The sequence below is a fragment of the Bifidobacterium callitrichidarum genome (assembly GCF_003129905.1).
In the GTDB taxonomy this organism is placed as follows: Bacteria; Actinomycetota; Actinomycetes; order Actinomycetales; family Bifidobacteriaceae; genus Bifidobacterium; species Bifidobacterium callitrichidarum.
Genome location: NZ_QFFM01000018.1, coordinates 1 through 21,157 on the forward strand (window position 1 = coordinate 1; position 21,157 = coordinate 21,157).

The following is a 21,157-nucleotide window of genomic DNA, read 5'->3' on the forward strand; positions in this document are numbered from 1 at the left end:
GGGCTCGCCCCTGGGAATCCCAGCCAGGGAGGCGCGGGCGGGGCCGGTGCGGTTGTATCGACGTTCGTACCGTCAGCGGCGGCATCGGCAGCATCGGCGGCCGGCTGACGGTCGCTGCGATGATCATTGTGATCCGACTGAATCTGGTCGGAGGCCTTGGCGGAGTCCGTCGCGTCCGCATCGGACGGGCCATCGGTCACGGCGGCATCGTCGCGGCGGGCGGCGGAATCATCGGCCGAGGCACGGGATTGATCGGACTGGGCGGGCTGTTCGGAGCGGGCGTTGCCCCTGTTCGGATCGGACTTGGCGAGGGCAGCGGCCCAACCGTGAGGCTTGTGGTCTGCGGAATCGTTGGATGCGGCGGGCTGACCGGATTGTCCGGCAGCAGGCTCGAAGCCGTCGGTGATGGGATTGAAGGTCTGCGTCTGTTCCAGCGCATCGGCGGGCACGGCATCGGCCTGCTGACCGGCGGACACGGAATCGGACAGGCCGGCCTGGGCGGCATCACCGGAAGCCGGACGCATGAAACGGGCGTGATCGGGGTTGGAGCGAGTGGCATCACCAGACGCGGCAGGCGCGGCGGAAACGACGGAATCGGAACCATCACCGGCAATACCGGACATGCCGGAAACCGCGGATTTACCGGCACGTTCCGCCTCAACGGCCTTGGCCTGCTCCTCGAGCGGCAGTCCCTTGCCCCATGTGAGCGTGTTCTCCAGCGGAGCGAACGTCTCGCCGTAGCGGCCGGTGCGGCCGGAATGCACGGAATTGGCCAGTCGGGCGATGCCTTCGGACGGGCCATCCTCCTGGGCGAGCGACTTGTCGGACGTGAAGGTGGACGGCAGGATACGCGAGGCCTGTTCGGAGCGGGCCTCCACCTCGGCGTCAGGGAAGTAGAGGGCGGAATCGTAGGAGCCGTGGGCCTCGTCGCGCACGATCTTGCCGTTGTGCAGCTCCACCACACGCTTGCGCATGGAGTTGACGATTTCCTCGTTGTGCGTGGCCATCACGATGGTGGTGCCGGTGCGATTGATGGCGTCCAGCACCTCCATGATGCCCAGCGACGTGGTGGGATCGAGGTTGCCGGTGGGCTCGTCCGCGAGGAGAATCTGCGGATGGTTCACGTACGCGCGGGCGATGGCCACGCGCTGCTGCTCGCCGCCGGACAGCTCGTGCGGGTAGTTCCTCTCCTTGCCGGTGAGGCCCACGGTATCCAGCACCTTGGGCACCAGCGACTTGATGGTGGAGCGGCGCGTACCGATCACCTCGAGGGCGAAGGCCACGTTCTCCCACACGGTTTTGTTGTTGAGCAGCTTGTAATCCTGGAACACGAAGCCCAGCGAACGACGGTAATGCGGCACCTGACGGTTCGGAATGCGGCGCAGGTCGTTGCCGGCCACGCGGATCTCGCCGCTGGTGGCCTCCTCCTCGCGCAGCAGGAGGCTCAGCAGCGTGGTCTTGCCGGAGCCGGAGGCACCCACCAGGAACACGAAATCGCCGCGCTCGATGTTGAGGTTGATGCCGTCGAGTGCGGGGCGCGTGCCCCTGGGGTAGATCTTGGATACGTTATCCAATGAGATCAGTGCCATGTTTGCTCTTGCTTTCCTTCGATTATCTTGGCTTCCTCGGTCAGGGGAGCCGAGGTTTTCGAGATTTACTCTTCGGCTTCGGCGGCGGCCTGACGACGCTGCTCGTGACGCCAGCGGATGCCGGCCTCGATGAAGCCGTTGATGTCGCCATCGAAGACGGCCTGGGTCTGGCTGGTCTCGTAGCCGGTGCGCAAATCCTTGACCATCTGGTACGGGTGGAGCACGTAGGAGCGCATCTGGTCGCCCCAGCTGGCCTTGATGTCGCCGGCGAGCTCCTTCTTCTTCTTGGCTTCCTCCTCGTGGCGCAGCACCAGCAGTCGGGACTGCAGCACGGCCATGGCGGAGGCGCGGTTCTGGATCTGCGAGCGCTCGTCCTGCATGGTCACCACGATGCCGGTGGGCAAGTGGGTGATGCGCACGGCGGAGTACGTGGTGTTCACGCCCTGGCCGCCGGGGCCGGAGGAGCAGTAGGTGTCCACGCGGATATCGGTGTCCGGGATGTCGATGTGATCGGTGGCCTCGACCAGCGGCACCACCTCGACGGCGGCGAAGCTGGTCTGGCGGCGGCCCTGATTGTCGAACGGGGAGATGCGCACCAGTCGGTGGGTGCCGCCCTCCACGGACAGTCGGCCGTAGGCGTAGGGCGCGTCCACCTGGAAGGTGGCGGACTTGATGCCGGCCTCTTCGGCGTAGGAGGTGTCCATGACCTTGGCCTTGAAGCCGTTACGCTCGCAGTAGCGCAGGTACATGCGCAGGAGCATCTGGGCGAAGTCGGCCGCGTCCACGCCGCCGGCGCCGGAGCGGATGGTGACCACCGCGGAACGCTCGTCGTATTCGCCGTCGAGTAGGGTCTGGATCTCCATGGAGTCGAGGTCCTTCTGGATCTCGCCGATCTCGTTCTGGGCCTCGTCCAGGGAGTCCTGGTCGCCTTCCTCGCGGCCGAGCTCCACGAGCGTTTCCACGTCGTCGATGCGCTGGGAGGCGGAGTCGAGACGCTTGAGCTGGGATTCGGCGGCGGAGAGCTTGCTCGTGATCTTCTGGGCGTTCTCCGGGTTGTCCCACAGGCCCGGGGCCGCGGCCTGGGCCTCGAGATCCTTGATCTCGGACTTCAGACGGTCCACGTCCAGCGCCTTGGCGATGGAATCGTACTTGGCGCGGGCGTCACCGATTGCTTGGGAAAAGTCAAATTCTGCCATCGTGTCTTACCTTACTGTTCGTGCTGTGAAATACCTTGGAATATCACGTCTTCGTTGACAGCCTGTGCACATTCCGTTGGCTTGGTGCCGGTTCGGTTCCCCTCCCCGACTCCACGATTCCGGTTCCCGTTTCCGCTGTGCTGGCTTGGCGGCGTTTGGATTCGTGTTCTCTCGGGCTGGGCTCCCCGGCCTGCCGGTCCGCGGTGTTGCGATGCGTTGGGGCGGGATTGTTGGCGAGCCGTTCGCCGATGGCTGATTTGCCGTTCAGTCGCGTTGGCTCGCCGAATCGTCCCTGTGCATCAGACGTGCTCTTCCGCGGGCACGGTGTGCACAGGCAGCGTCAAAGCCCCGCGTAGATGGCGGGGATAACCAGGGAGCCGAGCATGGCCACAGCAATGACGACGCACACCACGCGCACCATGGTGCGGCGGCGGTGTTCGCGCTGCTGACGGCTGTCCTGATATTCACTCACGAGGTCAGGAGTATAGCGATGACCTGAGACGGGAATCGCGCTAGGCTGAAGCGCATCATCGCGCCGGACATTGCCTATTTCCGGATGTGTCGCGAGTGTCGGAATCGCCCGATTTGCCGATTCGGCTGCGCTGGCCACTTTGGCCGCGTTGACCGCATCGGATGCGGCATCACAGCGCGAAGCCGAGCTCCTCGGCGGCCTCGGTGGGCACCGGGTCGTTGCACCAGTAGTCCTCGAGGTTCTCGGTGGTGGTGAGCGACCGGATTTCGGCACGGTCGATGTACAGTTCGCCGCTCAGATGGTCGGTCTCGTGCTGGAAGATGCGGGCCGGCCAGCCGTGCAGGCGTTCCTTGTGACGCTTGCCGTCCTCGTCGTCCCATTCGGCCTCGATGTCCAGCCAGCGCTTGCGCACCGCCTGGTAGCCGTCGAAGCTCAGGCAGCCCTCGAAGAAGCTGGCGGTCTTGTCGCTGGCCGGCTTGTACGTGGGGTTGATGATCACATGGAACGGGAATTCCGCGATTTCGCGCGGATCATCCTCGTCGTCGCGCACATGGTCCTCCACCACGGCGAGGGCCAGGCCCAGGCCGATCTGCGTGGCGGCCAAGCCCACGCCGGGGGCTTCCAGCATGGTGGTGTGCATGGTGTCGATGAGCTTCAGGAGCGTGTGCTTGGACAGCTGGCCGTTGTAGGCGATGGTCTGCTGGCGCAACACCGGTTCGCCGGCCTGCACGATGGGCAGGATCTTCTCCTTGCCGCCGGTCTTGATGAGCTGCTCGACGATACGGTTGAGTTCGAGGTCGACTTTTGCGTTCTTTCCAAACATGGGGTTCCTTATATGGGGCGATGCAGGGGACGGATATGGGAGGGAATGGGGGACTTACGTGATGCTCCCCTCAGTCAGCTCCGCTGACAGCTCCCCTCAGAGAGGGGAGCCAGTAACCGGTTTCCGCGGCGCTTCTCTCCGAGGGGAGCCAAATTGCGTAGCAAAGACCGAGAAGGAGTACCGAAACTACAGCGCGAGCTCTTCGGCCACGATCTTGGCCAGTCGCGTGCAGACCTCGTCGGCGTAGGCCTGGGTGGCGGCCTCGGCCATCACGCGCACCAGCGGCTCGGTGCCGGAGGGGCGCAGCAGCACGCGACCGGACTCGCCCAGCAGCTCCTCCTCGTGGGCCACGGCGGCCTGGATGCGGGGGTTGGTGGATGCGGCGTTCTTGTCCACGTTCGGCACGTTGATGAGGGTCTGCGGCAGCTGCGGGAAGTCGGCGGCGAGCTCCTTCAGGCTCTTGCCGGACTTGACCACCTCGTTGCACAGGGTCAGGGCGGTCAGGGTGCCGTCACCGGTGGTGGCGAATTCGCGGTTGATGACGTGGCCGGACTGCTCGCCGCCGAGCGTGTAGCCGCCCTTGAGCATCTCCTCGAGCACGTAGCGGTCGCCCACGGCGGTCTCTACGGTCTTGATGCCCATGTCCTTCAGGGCGAGCTTCAAGCCGAGGTTGCTCATCACGGTGACCACGAGCGTGTCATGGGCGAGCTTGCCTTCGCGCTGCTTGGCGCGGGCCAGGATGCCCATGATCTGATCGCCGTTGACCATGTTGCCGTCCTCGTCCACGGCGAGGCAGCGATCGGCGTCGCCGTCGAAGGCCACACCCATCACGGCGTCCGTGGCCTTGACCATGGCCTGCAGCTGCTCGGGGTGGGTGGAGCCGGCGTTCTTGTTGATGTTGTAGCCGTCCGGGGAGGCGTTGATCACGATCACGTCCGCGCCGGCGCGGCGCAGGGCCTCGGGGGCCACCACGGAAGTGGCTCCGTTGGCGCAGTCGGCCACGATCTTGAGGCCCTTCAGCGGCTTGGGCTGGGTCTGGTCGTCGTTCAAGGGCGCGATGGTGGAGACCAAATGGTCGATGTACAGGTTGGTGGCGGTGTTCTGGTCATGGCTCACGCGGCCCACGCCGGCGCCGGTGGGGCGCTCCCAGTCCTGACCGAGCACGGCCTCGATCTCGTCTTCCTTCTGGTCGGGCAGTTTGAAGCCGCCGCGCGCGAAGAACTTGATACCGTTGTCCGGCATGGGGTTGTGGGAGGCGGAGATCACGGCGCCCATCTCCACGTTGAGCACGCTGGTCAGGTAGGCCACGCCCGGGGTGGGGATGATGCCGGCGTCAATCACGTCGAAGCCGCCGGCGGACATGCCGGCCGAGAGCGCGGAGGCCAGGAAGTCACCGGAAACGCGGGTGTCACGGCCCACGAGCGCGCGACGGCGACCTTCCGGCTGGTCGTCCTTCGTGCCGGCGTCGCCCAGGACGCGCACCGCCGCGTCTCCCAGGTCGAGCGCCAGTCTGGCGGTCAGATCCTTGTTGGCCAGGCCACGAACACCATCGGTTCCAAACATCTTCGGCATATGAGTCCCATTCCTTATATCTCAGTTACCCGATTCATCCTAGTCGACTCCGTGCGTTCCGTGGCACCGTGCCGCCCCACGCGGGCAGTCCTCCGCATTTTCTTCGCGGTTGGAACGCATTGCCGAACATGGATGTCTGCGGGATAATAAGAATGATCGAAAGGAGCGCAACATGCCCGACGAGAACGTATTCATCATGGACGGCATCAAGACCCAATGGGACGATGACGTGATGGTGATCACCGAACCAGGCTTCGACCGCACCGCAACGTTGGACAATGACGGCAACATTCTTTCCTCCACGTTCGGCAAACAAGGCGAGCCTTTTCTGCATCACTGGTTCGGCAAGATGAAGCCGATGATCGATGAGTTCCGGACCATCGACCGGGAATATTCCAATGCCTGAGATTTTCTTTCTGGCTGGTTATAGCGTGTATTTCAGCACCTTGGACCGTGAGCATGGCGTTCATGTCCATGTGGCGCAAGGCGGCAAACGCGATCTTGCCCGGTTCGTACTGTACGCCGACGGCACTGTGTCGTTATCTCACAACCATGGCCGAATCCCGGCAAAACATATCCGCCTGATCCAAGCCGCCGTCGCACGCAACTACAACGAAATCATCGACGCATGGCATCGTCTTTTCGGCGATGACGTGCATTTTGACCACTGATCAATGGTCGTTTTCCGCACTACTTACATCGTCTTTGGCGGTGGCGGCAACGACTGCGTCGGCACCGGAGGTGTGCAGGCCCACGGGGCGATGGCGGCGCACGTAGAGCCAGCGGAGGATCAGTGCGCCGATCACGAGCACGGAGACCACCACGGCAACGATGCCGGCGGTCATCATGCGCACGGGGGTGTCGTAATCGGTGGTGTCCGGCTTGGTGGGGTTGGGGATGCGGTGGCCGCGCACGAGCAGGCGGTGCGAGTTGACGCCGTAGGGCGTGCAGGTGATGACGGTGGCGAGGTCCTTGCCGTCCTCGATGTCAAGGTTCTTGAGGTTGGTCGGCAGCACCACGCTGATTTTGTCGACCTGATAGGTGTAGGTCTCCCCCAGCACGTGGAATGCGAACGTATCGCCCTTTTCGAGGGTGTCGAGGCCGGTCAGCAGCTTGGCGCTCGGCAGTCCGGTGTGCCCTGAGACGGCGGCGTGCGTGGTTGCGCCGCCTACCGGCAGCGAGGAACCTTCAAGATGGCCGATGGCGATTTGCAGGACGCCCGCGTCCGTGCCGTGGTAGATGGGGAACCGCACTTTGAGCTTGGGGATGGTGACGTAGCCCATGATGCCGGTGCCGGAGACGTCCAGCAGGGAGTCGTACTGCTTGGTCTGTTCCTTGGTGGGACGCCAGCGGTCCGTTTGCGATGGAAGCGTCGCGTTGTACGCGCGAGCCGCTTCGAGCATCTGCTTGCGCTGTGCTTTGGAAAGGTCCTCGGTCTCCTCGATGTAGGTGGCGACCGCGCGCGACTGGTGCATACGATTCCACCAGTCCGCCACCGTGGGGTACGCGATCAGGCCGATGCCCGCGACCAGCACCACCGCGAAGAATGCGGAAATGATGCGCGAAACCGTGTCCGCGGTCTTCCTGCGATGAGCCGCCATCCCCATTCCTTTCCATACAAATCGACCCCCTCAATGACCGAGGGGGTCAATCTTTTTTCTCGGCTCCCACTAATTAGGGATGCCACACGTTTTTTGGCTCCCCTCTCTGAGGGGAGCTGGCGGCGGAGCCGCCTGAGGGGAGTCCACGAGGAGCCCCCTCACCCGCTACTTCGCCTTCCGCTTCCGATGCACCAGCAGAATCACACCCAATCCGCCCAGCACACCGGCACAAATCGCCGCGATGACGACATTGGAGCCGGTCTCGCCAATCGGCGGGGTCTTCTTGCTTGGCGGGGTGTTGTCGCTCGGCGGGTTATGGCCCCCCGGCGGAGTCGGAGGCGTCGGAGGCGTATACGTGTTCGTGATGGTGATCACGTCGTTCTCGCGGTCCACGAGCACGGTGTAGTTATCCGGCACGGTCTTCTCGACCGCTTGGTACTCATGGCCGGCGGGCAGGTTGGTCCACTCATGCGTCCAGTTGTTGGAGGCGTTGAGCTCCACCTCGTCGATCGCCTTGCCGTCCTGGAGCAGCTGCACGATTACCTTGCCCGGACGGCTGGTCGAGGAATCGCCCTTCCAGACCTTGACGACCTTCTTCTTCACCGTTTCAGTCGGAGGAGTCGGCGGGGTGGTTTCGCAGCTGGTCTTAGGGTAAATGGTGGGATTCATCGTGGTCTTGCCATTCTCACCAGTGGCGGAAGGAATCGAGACCAGTAGGGCCGAAGGCTTGCACGAAAAATCACCATCGCTGTACGACTCGATGACTACCAGATACAGGCCCTTGGCAAGACCATCGAACGTAGCTACGCCAGAAGCATTCGTGGTTCGGGTTGCATCCGCAGGAATGTTGTCCGTTGAAATATATCCACGAATGGTCTCGGCCAAATCACGATAGGCATCGGCATCCGCTTGCTTCCACGTAATGTTGTACTTGTTGAAAGGATAAACGGATTCAAAATTGCCAGACGAATCCCAATTACCGACGTGATACAGCTTTACGGTGGCATTGCCGATGGGCGTATCACCGTTCTCATAATCAACGGTGATGCTGCCGGTTTCGTCCACAGTAGTCGCAGCCTCATCAGCTACAGCCGAGGGCACGGCCACAAGCCCGGCCACGCACATGGCGAAGGCGAGCACCAGCGCGCAGATCGTCGCAAGGGCATTGCCTGCCCAGCGCGCGCCGAGCACCGCCACGCTTCGGCCGGAACGGCCGCCATTTGTGTCAGTCATCATTCTTCCTTGCTTCAATCTCTTCTTATCTGCTCCGTTTGTGATAAAGCCACTATCGCCGGACCGAAAGACAGCCGCAATCGTTGCGATTGCTACCAATCCTACGCCGCTTCACCTTTCGGTACCGCCCGCGCGCCGCCTATTACAAAATCCGCCGCATTCGCCGGCCGACTGTTGTTCCTTTAGTGTTCCTGGTAATGAGTGCGGCAGGAGGCGATTTCCAGCCGCGGCTCATCACCACCACGGATGCGATAGACCAGACGGTTTTTGGAGTCGATACGGCGGGACCACCACCCGGACAGGTTGCCGCGCAATGGTTCCGGCATACCCACGCCTTCGGCCATGCCGTTTCGCTCAATGTCCTCGACGAGCAGGTTGATGCGTTTCAGCGTCTTTTTATCGACTGTCTGCCAGTACAGGTAGTCCTCCCACCCTTCATCGGACCAGACTTTGATCACGTCATTCCCCGATCAGGTCATGTGGCTGCCCGAGTCCAGCATCAAGTTGAGCCACGGAGCGCGCCAGATGCCGCATATTCGCTGGCGAATAGAAGGGGTCAGCCGTCACCTCGAAGGGGATGCGCCTTTCCCGGACCACCGCCTTGGCAAAGATGTTGAACGCGGCGCTCATGCTCAGTCCGAGCTCATTGCATACCGCGCTCATATCCTTTTTCGTCTGCTCGTCCAGTCGGACGTTGACCAACGTCGTAGCCATGAAGCCTCCAACCCACAAGAGATATCGTTTATATATTGATTATATATCTTTTATATATAGATACCGTGAGCGATTACATGAAATCCGACGGTTCACGACCAGATCTTTTCAAAGCGGAAGCAGATGGCCAGGGTGTTGCTTCACCTCGCCAACATAGGCTAGATGAAACAACACCCTTAGACGGTTATGGGCCCGGACCGAAATCAGCGGGCGTTGCGGCGACGCAGGCCGAACCACACGCCGGCGGCGATCACGCACGCGGCACCGGCCACGTACAGAATCGTGGTGCCGATACCACCGGTCTCAGGCAGCTCGGAGCCTCCCTTGTTCTCGATATCGGCAGTCACAGAACCATCAGTGGTTTTAATGTTCTTAACCAATCCATCGGTGCTGCTGCCGTTGAGGCTGGTCAGTGCATTATCGTTAATATCACCGTTCCACAACACCTTGTGTTCCGCGGTGATAGTGAACTGAATCGGCTTGTCGGGCTTGTTGTAGCCATCAGGAGCCTTGGTCTCAACCAGCTGATAATCGCCGGCATCCAGACCGGTCCACGTGTACTTGTTACCTTCAACGCTTGAAGTCGCCTTGGTCGCATCGGAGATGGCCTTGTACTCGCAGGCGGTCTCGCCATCAGTGGTTGTGCAGACCTTCTTCTCCAAGGTGAATTCGGCACCAGTCAATTCAGTGCCTTCAGGACTCACCTTGCTGAACACGGTCTTGTAGGTGAACACGATGACCGTATCAGGCGGAGTATTACCAGTTTCGCCACCCTGCTCATCATTCGGGTTGTTAGAGAACTCAAGGTGCATCGTGTTCCGGTTGCCTTCGGCACCGACCTTGGCATCAGTGGTAAGTTCGGACTTGTACTCGACGGTGATGACGCTGCCGGCCTTCACGGACTTGATGCTCTTCAAATCGGCGAAACGAACCTCAAAAGTGCACTGGTCAGTCAGACCCTCGTCCACAACTTCGTACCCTGTGGTAATCGTATTTCCATCGACCTTCACCTCGACGGTATCCTTCTGGAACTTCAGACCCTTAGCCTCAGTATCGTGGAACGTGAACTTGTAGACCTTGTACTTGTCATAGTTGTCGGCAACCGTACCAGTCAGCTTAAAGGGAACCGGGTCACCAAAATCATAATCGGCGGAATCAGTCCACTTACCATCATTCTTATCTGTGCTGGTTACGCTGTTATCCTCATTAGAGTCGGTCTTGTCCATGACCTTCTTCTCAGAGGTCGGCACATTGGACTTCGGCGTAATAGTCACATCGCCCACTACCTGCACGATGTACAGCGTATACGCATCATCACCGGTTACAGTACCATCCTTGTCCTTAATCAGGTAATAACCAGCAGGAACGTTGGACAGTTTTGTGGTCTTAACCGTATCGTATGGAGCGCTATTTAGATTAACGTACTTCTTGATGACATCCAGCTTCGCCTGATCGCCCTCCTTGGAAACAGCCTTCAGCGCATCCAGCACGGTCTCCGGCACAGAATCACCGACAGCAACAGCTGTTCCGTCGTTCGTGCCGTTCTGCCCCCACTTCACGTTGGACAGAATCTTGTTGCCGTCCTTATCCTTGGACACATCGCCAGTAAAGATCTGATACACCTCATACGTATGGGTGTTATCAGCCGGCGGCGTAATCGTATAGCTGGTTTTGGCAGCGGGGATGATTTGCTCATCGCCATCCGCCATTGCGGGGACGGCGCCGACGGTGAGGCCGGTGAAGAGCATCGCCACGGCGGCGATGAGGCCGAGGAGGGCCTTGCCTAACTTCTTCATGATTGCTCCTTTTTAGAGTTCTTTCTCTACAGGTTTGGTTTGGTTGGTGGTTGTTGGTAAATGGGTTGGGGGTTGTGGCTGGCGCTCCCCTCAGGGAAGGGAACCAGAAAAGGAGTCGCCCTCTTTTGGGAGGCTGTCTCTCCCCCACCCGGCTTTGCCGGGAGCCCCCTCGTCAGAGGGGGCCGAGGAAGTTTTTTGGCTAGGGGTCTCCTCCCCTCGGGTAGGGGATGGTCATGGGCGTCGCCTCCTTACTTCGGCTAGGCCGAGTGTGGCGACGAGCACGGCTAGGGTGCCGCCGACGAGGAAGATGCTGGTGCCGATGCCGCCGGTGTCCGGCATTTCCACGCCGGGCTTGTTGGGGATTCGGTTGCCCGCAACATCTGTCTTCGTGCCATCCTTCGTGAAGGAAATCTGGACCGTTGCACCATCGCTGGAGTTCTGATCGATCTTGAACGTGTACTTGGTCGTGGAGAGGTCGTAGCCTTCCGGCGCCACCGTCTCGACCAGTTCGTACGTGCCGAACTTCAGGCCGGTGAGCTTGATGATGCCGTCGGCGATGTCCTGTACGGTGCCAGACTGCTCGTCCACCTTGCTCACGTCAGTCAGACGTGTGATGGAGGAATCCGTGCCGCTATCAGCGCCAGAATCGGAATTCGGGCAAATCAGACTGTTATCCTTGCTGGCACCATCACCGTTACCGTCAACGATGCAGTACGCTTCATCCTTCACGGACGAACCGGAACCATCCTTCGTGCGAATCAGCTCCCACTGAGCACCCTTCAGATACGTGGTCGAATCGGAATCTTCCGAACTGACCTTGTACCACGTGACTTCCGTGGACTGGTCACTAATGGCATTACCGTTATTGGCGTCCGGAATAAGATTCGCGTTCATCTCCTTGGCCGTATCGCCATCGGCCCAGCCGCCATTCCATGTCACTTTGCCATCAGAGTCAATCTTGAACTGGTACACGGTCTTATTCAGCGTATAGCCGTCAGGCGCGGTGATCTCGTGAAGCAGATACGTGCCCGCATCCAGACCATCGACCTTGAACTTGCCAGGCGTCGTGTCAATGTCGCACTTCACACCGGGATTGCCGCTAACACCGTCAGCAGCGACACAGGGCGTGACCGCCTTCTCGGTGGACCTATTGTCAGCGAACGTATTCATCTGATTATCCACCGCTAAACCATTGCCATCAAAGGTATTGAAGTCCTCATCAGCAACAGTTTCACCTTCATAACCAGTAACGTTCGCATCATCGGCATGCGAATAATCGGACACCGAAGAACATCCAGATGGTGCAATCGAACCCTGTGAGTTGTTGTATAGTTCGACGACCTGCACCTCGTTGCCGGTGAACGTGAAGTTCGCGTTCGCGGCCGTGGACGGCTTATACCAATTGCCCGACTTTGGATTGGTGCTGTCGTGGAACAGGAACTGCTTGCCGCTCGTGACCCGCGGGATTGTGACCGCCACGTAGTCACCGCAGGCCCGGTCCATTTTCACGAACTTCCACGAAACACCGTCGTCGTAGTACAGGTAGTAGTTCGACCAGCCCACCAGCGTCTTCTTGAAGTACACGGTCGTGCTCGGCGTCATCACCGTGAACGAGACGGTCTTGTTGCCGGCCTTCGCGGTGATGGTGGCCGTGCCGAAGCCGTGCACGGACACGGTGGCCTTTGCACCATTCTCGGACGTGCTCACCGTGGCGATGTCTTCGTCGCTAGTCGTCCAGACAATCGGCACGGACGGGGTGGCGGCCGCAGTGAAGGTGAGGTCATCGTCACCAGCGGTGATTACGGCGTTCTCCGCAACGGATTTATCTTCCGAATCCTTGACGGTCAAGCTTGTGACATTGGCAGCCTTGACCGTGATAGTCACCACAGCACTGCACACGTCCGGATTAGATACCGAGCATGCCTTGACGTAGACGGTGTCATCCGTGTCGCTCGTGCCGATGACATCCGCACGCAGATCACTGGTCTTGCTCAGTACGGCGGCAGATTCGTCGGACTTCGGAGTGCCGTTCTCATCCGTGAACGCCCATGTGACGTTCTGTACGGCTTCAGACGGCTGGACGGCGGCGGTGAGCGTCGCCTTGTACTGGTTGGACGAGTCGAGCGTGGCGGAGGTCGGGGTGATGGTGACGCCAGTGGCAGCATTCACATTATCTTTGATGTTCCAGATCTTCGTGTTGGTCGCATCGCCCTCCGACGCAATCTGCCATGCGGAACCAGCCAAAGGAGATTTGGTGGAATCCGTATCGTCCGTCTTCGTCCATGTCACCTCGTGGCCGGAGACCTTATTGATGATCTTGCCGCTCGTCATGTCAGTCGTGCCGAATTCCAATGAACTGTCAGCGTCCTTGGAGACCGACTGGCTCACGGTGACTGCCGTATCCGATGCTTCACCGGTCGCGGCATAATAAATATTCGTATTCAACTGATAACCGTCGCCAGCCGCGACCTCTTTGATGAAGTAGGTGGCGTTCGACTTAAGGCCTTCGATCTTGAACGCACCGGCCGCAGCATCCTTATCGGCGAAGTCGTTGTCTTTGACCGCGGTATAAAGGGCGTTCTTACCGTTCACGGCATCGTCGTATGTGCCGTACACAGCCCACGTGGTGCCGGCGAGCGCGCTGCCGTTCTCGTCTGACTTCTGCCACGCAATCGCAGAGCACGACTCGGTGTACGAACCGTTCCACGGGAAGTTATGACGTTCCTGATCCATGTCGATCACGGACGCGGAATCGCCGTCGTTCGCACCGGCCTGCGTGAACTTCGCCGCGAAGTGCGGGTTGTGCATGGAGAAGTCGCCCTCCGTGTACACGCGGCCGTTCGTGGTCACATGCGACTCGAAATTGCCGGTCGTATTGTCCGCGTTACCGGATTCGTCGCCGGAGTTGGCGTCGCCGATCACGATGATGCTGCCGAGCATCGCGGCGGCCGGATCGTCCTCCGTGTACTTGTCGGTGCCTTCGTTGGCGATGCCGCCGTAAATGGTGAGGTTATCGGTGTCGTGGAAGTTCCACAGGATCTTCTGCGCGGCCTTCGCGTACGCCTTCTGGATATCGCTGCCAGCCACGTCGGAATAGCCGTCGGAGATCTCCTGACCGTTCCACCAGAACTGCCAGCCGTTGTGGAAGCTGATGTTCTTGCTGTTGCCGGTCACGTTGATCACGATGGATGCGGTGTCGGCGATGTTCGTAAACGCGAACGCGACGCCGCGGTAACGGGTACCATCGATGTAATCGGTGAGCATGCTGGCGTCGAGATTGAACACCTCCATCGTCGGATTGTTCGTGCCGGTGAACGTGATGAGCTTCTCACGGTTTGTGTAGGAGTCGGTGGTTTCCAAGCCACGGCCGGTACCGTTTTTCGTGTCATCGGTGTAGTTGAACGTGTACTGGACGTGGCTGGTGTTGGAGTTGTACTTGTGACGGGTCAACGTGTCCAGCGTGGAAACGCTCTGCGATACCGTGCCGGTCGCGGTCTGAAACGCCAGCGGCGCGGAAATGTCCTCGACGATGTAATTCTGGTAGTACTCGCTCTCGGAAAGGTTCTTGATGTCGTCGGAGGCGTCCTTGTCGTCGTCGTCGCTTTTGACGGTGACGTTCTCCATCGGATTGTTCACGTTCCAGTTGACTGAAGCATTCGTGTTGGACGGATTCTTATCCAAGGACTTCGTCCCGGTTGCGCCCCAGCGGTCGGAACTGGTGCCGGCGATCGACGCGATATGGCCGTTGTCGCGCAGAAAACCGGAATGGGTCCACGCCTGTACATTCGACCAATCCGGCAAATCAGTATCACCAGTGTTGCCGCCGACCACCAACGCCGTGCTGTCCTTCGCGGGACGGAACTGCGTGCCAAAACCGGCGATACCGAAACGAAAGCCGGCGTTGCTCCACGAGTTCTTGATCGGGTTCATCATCAACTTGCCGTTGACGACCGTCAGACCTTCGGCCTCCACAGCGTACGAGCCGTCAGGACCATTCGCATTCTTCAGATTGGCGGTGTTGGCCGGCTTCTTGCCCACGTACATGTTGCCACCAACCCACGTGGCGACGCCTGAATCACGATTAGTGGAAGGATCCGTGTCGGTACCCATCTTCTGCTCGGACGGCGTGCACAGAGCGCCATCGGACAATTGGGCATCCTCCGCATAGACGCTGCGGGGTGCGGTGATGAACGCGGCGGAGCCGACGAGCATCGCTGCGGCGAGGGTCGCCGCCGCCAGGGCTTTGGCTTCGGACACCCCCTTTGCAAACGGGGTCATCGTAGGTACGTTCATCGTCTCTCCCTTGAGGTGGTTGCCTTTCGTTCAACCACCCTCGGTTGTCTCGTGCGTCGTCGTTGACGGTTCGGCGTACGGCGCAGTGTTCACGCTTATCCGTATTACAAGGCAAAGCACAGCCAACGTTTGCACGACTGCAAAGCAGTCTTTATTTGCAGAAAGTACTGAAAACACTTGCATTCCTGCATCATTGCAAACGTTTGCCTCGCAACGGCTTTTATCGTACACCAAATATTCTGCAAGCGTTGTCATAGGCGTTTTGCGTGTCATATTATGGACATGCGAGCCATAGCCGATCAGACGACCGACGTCACGGCAACCGGAAACTGCACATCATCAACGTGCGCCCCACCCGGCCGAATACCCCCTATCGGCTAGGAAGAGTTCACCTAAAAAACAAGGCTCTGTTAAACCAAGATTGACATGAATCCATATCTGACTACCCCTCAGTCGGCTTCGCCGACAGCTCGTCCTGCAATTGAGGACGAACTTCGTTCGCAGCTTATTGGCTCGACTGTCGTCTCGCACATTGCCTACAAACAGCTCCGCTGTTTGCTTCACGGCAATGTCCTGACAAGGGGAGCCGAGAATAAGGGGCATATCAATCTTGGTTTAACAGAGCCAAAAACAAATTCACCTGTCGCTCAAATCCAACTGACACGAATAATGGCACTCGGCTTCGTTCCCGCCTTGCATATGGCGCTGGAAAGAATCGAGTCATCCACAAGGCTCGCCGGCACATAGCGGCCTGTCCATACATCATTCGCATCTTTTTCCTTCGCCAGCCCCAGCGACCATGTCACCTTGCCGGTAAACAGCACCACTGCGCTTTTCGCTGATTCCACTACATAGCCATTAATATCCAGGGAATCAATTCCGGAGAAGACGCTTTGTGCAATGGCATTCTTCTTCGCCGCATCATCATGGCCCTTCTGCGGCGTGTATCCGGGTTTTCCTTTGTCCGCGAATTCAATGCGATTGGCCGCAACCGCACCACTATGCAAATCGTCAGGGAAACGACGCGCTATTCGCGCCCTTTTCTCGTTCACATAAGCAAAACCAAGCAGATGAGCGAGATTCTCTCCAAGGAACACGATGCACACATCATCACGTCCAGCACATTCGAGACGAAGACAGCCACTGTCCATAAGACGACGATATTCGGGAAGGATATTGCGCCGGGCCGAGCGGAGCCATTTGATCTTGTCCTCCGTCCACTTACTTTTGGACAATTCCTCCCCCTTTGGCTCGCACGGTACGAAAAAGGGGATCGCCCCCCTATCGGGAGGCGGTCCCCTAGGAACCCAACACCAACCGCGTGGCCTCTTTCGCTACGCGAAAGCAAACACGAAGGCCTCCGTCTCTTGTCGAGAATACTTCTCGTAGACGGTATCGCCTGGCCCGTTGGGCTACCCCTCCCTCTCGGATGGGAGGTACCGGCGGATGGTTCCTGCAGGCCGACTACGCCAACCCGACCGACCGGATAGTCCGATTGGGTACGGCCTCATAAGCCTGTACGTCTATAGTAACGCCTGGCCGCGGACAGCGAAACAACCATTCATGCCCGATGTGCTATCGACGTAGGAAATACGAAGACTTCCGATGAATGTCCATACACAATTTCGACAGTCAGTAGGTCTTGAGGGCAAGGTCGACGGTGAGGACGATGCCGGCGATGACGGCGGCGGCGCGCATGATGTTGGCGGGGATGCGGCGCGTGATGGGCGGGGCGATGTAGCCGCCGATGAAGCAGCCGAGGCACAGCATGATCGCGGCCGGCCAGTCGACCGCGCCCTTGATGATGAAGACGACCGAGGCACTGATGTTCGCGCCGGTGCCGATGAGGGTCTTCAGGGCGTTGATCTTGTGGAACGGGCCGATCTTGGCGGCGTCCAGCACGGCCAGCGCGCAGGTGCCGGCACCGGCGCCGAAGTAGCCGGAATAGATGGCGACGGCCACCACGCCAAGCCAGACCCACCATGAGTCCTGGTTCATCGGCTGGACCGGCTGGTCGGACGGCTGGACGACCGGGTGCGGATGGGCGGGAGCGGTCGCGGCGGACTTGGCGGCAGTCGTATTGGTTTTGTCGGCGGATGCGAAAGCCGCACCGGACTCATCGGACTTGCCGGACGCCCCGGCAGCGGCGGACTCCGCGGACATGTCGCGTAACTGTTCGGCGGCGTCGGCGGCGGCCTGCTTGGCCTGCATGCGGCCGCGCGGATTGACGGCGATGATCAGCGAGCTGAACAGAATCAGCGCGGGGGCTGCGAATTCGAAGACGGACGGGTCGAGTTCTAGCAGCAAATACGCGCCGACGATGCCACCGATCGCGCCGATGGTGACGTAGGTGATCACACGCAGGGACTGGCCCTTGAGCTCACGCCGTGCGCCCATCACGCCGCCGATGCCGGTGCCCACCACACCCACGGTGTTGGAGGCGTTCGCCAGCACGGGCGGGATGCCGAACGCGAGCAACGCCGGGTAAGAGACCAGCGAGGACGCGCCCACCGCATACCCCACGAATCCCGCGCCGATGCCGGCCAGCAGGATCAGCAGCAGTGAGACTATGGAAAAACCCGCAATCATCCCTTGACGTCCTCTCGAATGCTCACGTTGTGTGGCCGGCACGTCGTTGACTGTTTGACACGCGCAGGCCTTGACCTTGAGCGAGAATACGCCGCTGGATGCGGATTGCGGGTTTTCTTTTGCTATGTGGACGGGACTCACGGACTCGCAATAGCGGTATCTGACGAAAGTAGCTTCTCGGCTTGCCGATGACGTGCATGATTGTTATCGGCCATGGATTGCGTGGGCACCCAGCTAAAACGGCTTTACAAACCAGTCAGGCGAATTTGCTCAGTCATTGAGTATTTTTGCTCAATGACTGAGCAAAAATACTCAATGACTGTTATGCTACGAAACACCGCTCGAAGACTTCCTACTCGGCAACATCGCACTATTCGCGTAAGCGCGAATCAACGGCGAAAATCAGCCCGAATCAAGGAAACAATCCCAGCACAAACGAAGATGGCTCGTCACCGGGAATGGTGACGAGCCATCTATTTAAGGGCTCCTCTTAGAGCGGAAAGCCTGAAGCGCGGAGCCTGTTGCGCCAATCAGAGGGCCGCGTTGTATTCGCGGACCTTGAGGGTGCGGTGGGAGGAGGCCACGTTCTCGACGATCAGGCGCTTCAGGGCGTTGTCGGCGTCGGCGTGGGCGGCGAGCCAGGCGTCGCCGAGCTCGACCAGCGTGGCCGGGTCGGCGTAGCCCGGGTAGAGGCCGTTGAGCAGGGCCTCAGCCATGTGGTAGGTCTTGTTGGCCCAAATCCAGTCCACGGTCTCGAAGTACTTGGCGGCGAACGGCTCGGCCAGGTCGGGGCGCGGGGTGGCGGAGAAGCCACGGGCCACGGCCTCCAGCTGGGCGTTGGTCAGCTCGGCGTTGTTGAGCGCCTCGTTCCAGGCCCATTCCTTGGCTTCGGCCAGACCACGCACGGCACGGGCGCCGAGCGCGAACTCGCGGTTCTCGGTGGTGTCGCGCTTGGCCAGCTGGGCGTCGATCTCGGCCTCGTCGAACTCGTTCACGGAAGCCAGCGCGTTGACGATGGTCCACGTGAAGTTGTTGTCGATCTCCAGGCCCGGCAGGCTCACGGTGCCGTCCAGCAGGCCGTGCGCGTTGGCGGCGAAGGCGGAATCGCCCTCCTCGCCGTAGCCCAGGTAGGCGGTGATGAGCTGGAACTGGGTGTCGGAGCCGGCCTCGGCGGCGTTGGCGAGCTTCCACAGCTCGGCGGCCACGTGGCGCAGCACCTGCTCACGGGCGGCGGGGGCCACGTAGTGGTGGGCGGTGGTGCTCATGCAGGCCAGCGCGTAGCGGAAGGTGGTGGACTCGGTCTCGGTGGCCAGCAGGCGCAGGGTCATGTCCACGAAACGCTCGGCCGGGAACTCACCGTCGCGGGTCATGTCCCAGAAGGCGAGCCAGGTGACGGCGCGGGCCAGCGCATCGTCGAAGCGATGCAGGTTGGCCTCGGCGAACGCAAGGGACTCGGCGTCGAAGCGAATCTTGGTGTACGTCAGGTCCTCGTCATTGACGAGCACGAACGCCGGACGCTGCTTGCCCGCGGCCTCGGCCACGACGGTGGTCTCGCCGTCCACATCCAGCTCGAGACGGTCGGTGCGCACGATCTTGCCGGTGGCCTCGTCCTCGTTGTAGAAGCCGATGGCCAGGCGGTGCGGGCGCAGGACCGGGTGCTCGGCGGGCGCGGTCTGGGTGAGCTTGAGCTCGGCGATGGTGCCGTTCTCGTTCTCTTCGACCGCGGAGGCGATGGTGTTGATGCCGGACTGCTCCAGCCACTTGGCGCTCCAGGCCTTGAGGTCGCGGCCGGAGGTCTGGGCCAGTTCGTCGAGCAGGTCGGCGAGCGTGGCGTTGGAGTAAGAGTGCTTGATGAGGTAGTTGTGGATGCCCTCGAAGAACTGCGTGCGGCCCACGTAGAACGCCAGCTGCTTCAGCACGGAGGCGCCCTTGGCGTAGGTGATGCCGTCGAAGTTGACGTACGTGTCGTTGAGGTCGTTGATCGGGGCGACGATCGGGTGCGTGGTGGGCAGCTGGTCCTGGCGCAGGGCCCAGCTCTTCTCGCCAGAGCAGAAGGTGGCCCAGGCGTCGTGCCATTCGGTGGCCTCGGCGGTGGCGAGCGTGGAGGTGAACTCGGCGAAGGACTCGTTGAGCCACAGGTCGTTCCACCACTTCATGGTCACGTAGTCGCCGAACCACATGTGGGCGAGCTCGTGCAGCACGGTGACCACGCGGCGCTCGGCCAGGGCGTCCGTCACCTTGGACTCGAACACGTAGGAGTCGCGGATGGTGACCATGCCGATGTTCTCCATGGCGCCGGCGTTGTACTCAGGCACGTAGATCTGGTCGTACTTGGCGTACGGGTACGGCACGCCCCAGGTCTTGGCGTAGAAGGCGAAGCCCTTCTTGGTGATGTCGAACAGGTAGTCCACGTCCTTGGCGAACGCCTCGGCCAGGGACTGGCGGCAGTACTGGGCCATCGGGATGGTGCGGCCGTCCTCGTTGTGGTATTCGGTGTGCCATTCGGCGTACGGGCCGGCGCAGATGGCGGTCAGGTAGGAGCTCATCACCGGCGTGGTCTCGAAGGACCACAGGCGGGTGCTCTCGTTCGGCTTCTCGCCGAGGGTGCCGTCCAGGGTCTCGCGCGGGTCGGCCTCGACGGAGGCGGCCGGCATGTTGGAGGTCACGATCCAGCTTTCCGGGGCGAGCACCTTGAAGTCGAAGGTGGCCTTGAGGTCGGGCTGGTCGAAGACGGCGTAAACGCGGCGGGCGTCCGGCACCTCGAACTGGGAGTACAGGTAGATGTTGCCGTCGGAGGGGTCCACGCTGCGGTGCAGGCCCTCGCCGGTGTTGGAGTAGCGGCACTTGGCGGTGACGGTGACCTCGTTCTTCTCCTTGAGGTCCGTCAGCTCGATGCGGTTGTCCACGAACGCGGTGGCCGGATCGATGGCGCGGCCGTTGAGCTCGATGGAGGAGACCTCGTCGGCGATCAGGTCGAGGAAGGTCGAGGAACCGGGCTTGGCGTTGAAGCAGATCAGCGCCTTGGAGCCGAAGTTCTTCGGGCCGACCGTCAGATCGAGGTTGACGTGGTAATGAATCGGCGCCTCGACTACGGCCTTGCGCTCTTCGGCCTCGACGCGGGTGAGATTGGAACCGGGCATGCTGGTACTCCTTTACCTTGTGGTGGTCGTCCTGTGCTCTAGCGGATGTATAAGTGCGTTTTCATGGTGATGGCCCGGTGACTTCCGGTGGCCGCGGGTTTTCGCTCCGCGGTTTCCGGGATTCGCCGGGCCTTCATAG

Annotated in this window: 15 protein-coding genes and 1 pseudogene; 2 read left to right on the plus strand and 14 right to left on the minus strand. The window is 60.6% G+C overall.

Going from position 1 to position 21,157, the window contains the following annotated elements; genetic code table 11:
* Window positions 1-655: 655 nt before the first annotated feature.
* From ftsE to glmM, 5 genes and pseudogenes are all read right to left on the minus strand, one after another.
* Window positions 656-1,589: pseudogene (gene ftsE / locus DF196_RS08995) on the minus strand (cell division ATP-binding protein FtsE); the annotation flags it as partial.
* A gap of 65 nt (window positions 1,590-1,654) precedes the next feature.
* A complete protein-coding gene (gene prfB / locus DF196_RS09000; protein ID WP_109057500.1) occupies window positions 1,655-2,785 on the minus strand; it encodes a peptide chain release factor 2 in 1,131 nt (376 codons plus the stop codon).
* A gap of 340 nt (window positions 2,786-3,125) precedes the next feature.
* Entirely contained in the window at window positions 3,126-3,257 is a 132-nt protein-coding gene (locus DF196_RS14065; RefSeq protein ID WP_277745553.1) for a hypothetical protein, read from the minus strand.
* A 169-nt stretch (window positions 3,258-3,426) separates the two neighbouring features.
* Entirely contained in the window at window positions 3,427-4,080 is a 654-nt protein-coding gene (locus tag DF196_RS09010) for a peptide deformylase (protein WP_109057502.1), read from the minus strand.
* A gap of 186 nt (window positions 4,081-4,266) precedes the next feature.
* Window positions 4,267-5,652, minus strand: a complete 1,386-nt coding sequence (glmM, locus tag DF196_RS09015; RefSeq protein ID WP_109057503.1) for a phosphoglucosamine mutase — start codon at window positions 5,650-5,652, stop codon at window positions 4,267-4,269.
* Window positions 5,653-5,824: 172 nt separating this feature from the next.
* Between glmM and DF196_RS09020 the strand changes: the two genes are divergently transcribed.
* Both DF196_RS09020 and DF196_RS09025 read left to right on the plus strand, forming a co-directional pair.
* Window positions 5,825-6,058, plus strand: coding sequence for a hypothetical protein (locus tag DF196_RS09020; protein ID WP_109057504.1), 234 nt, complete (start codon window positions 5,825-5,827; stop codon window positions 6,056-6,058).
* Window positions 6,051-6,323, plus strand: a complete 273-nt coding sequence (locus DF196_RS09025) for a DUF4160 domain-containing protein (protein WP_158276306.1) — start codon at window positions 6,051-6,053, stop codon at window positions 6,321-6,323. The genes DF196_RS09020 and DF196_RS09025 overlap by 8 nt, the downstream gene beginning before the upstream one ends.
* On the opposite strand, the gene DF196_RS09030 is transcribed toward DF196_RS09025, so the two are convergent.
* The 9 genes from DF196_RS09030 to pepN form a co-directional block, all read right to left on the minus strand.
* Window positions 6,324-7,253, minus strand: a complete 930-nt coding sequence (locus tag DF196_RS09030; RefSeq protein ID WP_241519666.1) for a class C sortase — start codon at window positions 7,251-7,253, stop codon at window positions 6,324-6,326.
* A gap of 165 nt (window positions 7,254-7,418) precedes the next feature.
* Window positions 7,419-8,489 carry a Cna B-type domain-containing protein gene (locus DF196_RS09035; RefSeq protein WP_109057507.1) on the minus strand — a complete coding sequence of 357 codons (1,071 nt, stop codon included), beginning with the start codon at window positions 8,487-8,489 and terminating at the stop codon, window positions 7,419-7,421.
* A 179-nt stretch (window positions 8,490-8,668) separates the two neighbouring features.
* Window positions 8,669-8,944 (minus strand): Txe/YoeB family addiction module toxin, encoded by a 276-nt coding sequence (locus DF196_RS09040; protein WP_109057508.1) that lies wholly within the window; start codon window positions 8,942-8,944, stop codon window positions 8,669-8,671.
* Between the two features lies 1 nt (window position 8,945).
* Entirely contained in the window at window positions 8,946-9,200 is a 255-nt protein-coding gene (locus DF196_RS09045; protein ID WP_109057509.1) for a type II toxin-antitoxin system RelB/DinJ family antitoxin, read from the minus strand.
* Window positions 9,201-9,403: 203 nt separating this feature from the next.
* Window positions 9,404-10,996, minus strand: coding sequence for a SpaA isopeptide-forming pilin-related protein (locus tag DF196_RS09050; RefSeq protein ID WP_109057510.1), 1,593 nt, complete (start codon window positions 10,994-10,996; stop codon window positions 9,404-9,406).
* 231 nt (window positions 10,997-11,227) lie between these two features.
* The gene (locus DF196_RS09055; RefSeq protein ID WP_241519667.1) at window positions 11,228-15,289 is read right to left on the minus strand and encodes a SpaA isopeptide-forming pilin-related protein; all 4,062 of its coding nucleotides are present in this window, start codon (window positions 15,287-15,289) and stop codon (window positions 11,228-11,230) included.
* Between the two features lie 647 nt (window positions 15,290-15,936).
* Window positions 15,937-16,524, minus strand: coding sequence for a hypothetical protein (locus DF196_RS09060; protein WP_109057511.1), 588 nt, complete (start codon window positions 16,522-16,524; stop codon window positions 15,937-15,939).
* Window positions 16,525-16,921: 397 nt separating this feature from the next.
* On the minus strand, window positions 16,922-17,878 hold the full coding sequence (locus DF196_RS09065) for a sulfite exporter TauE/SafE family protein (protein ID WP_109057512.1): 957 nt from the start codon (window positions 17,876-17,878) through the stop codon (window positions 16,922-16,924).
* 530 nt (window positions 17,879-18,408) lie between these two features.
* Complete coding sequence (gene pepN / locus DF196_RS09070) at window positions 18,409-21,018, minus strand: aminopeptidase N (protein WP_109057513.1); 2,610 nt, start codon at window positions 21,016-21,018, stop codon at window positions 18,409-18,411.
* Window positions 21,019-21,157: the final 139 nt, after the last annotated feature.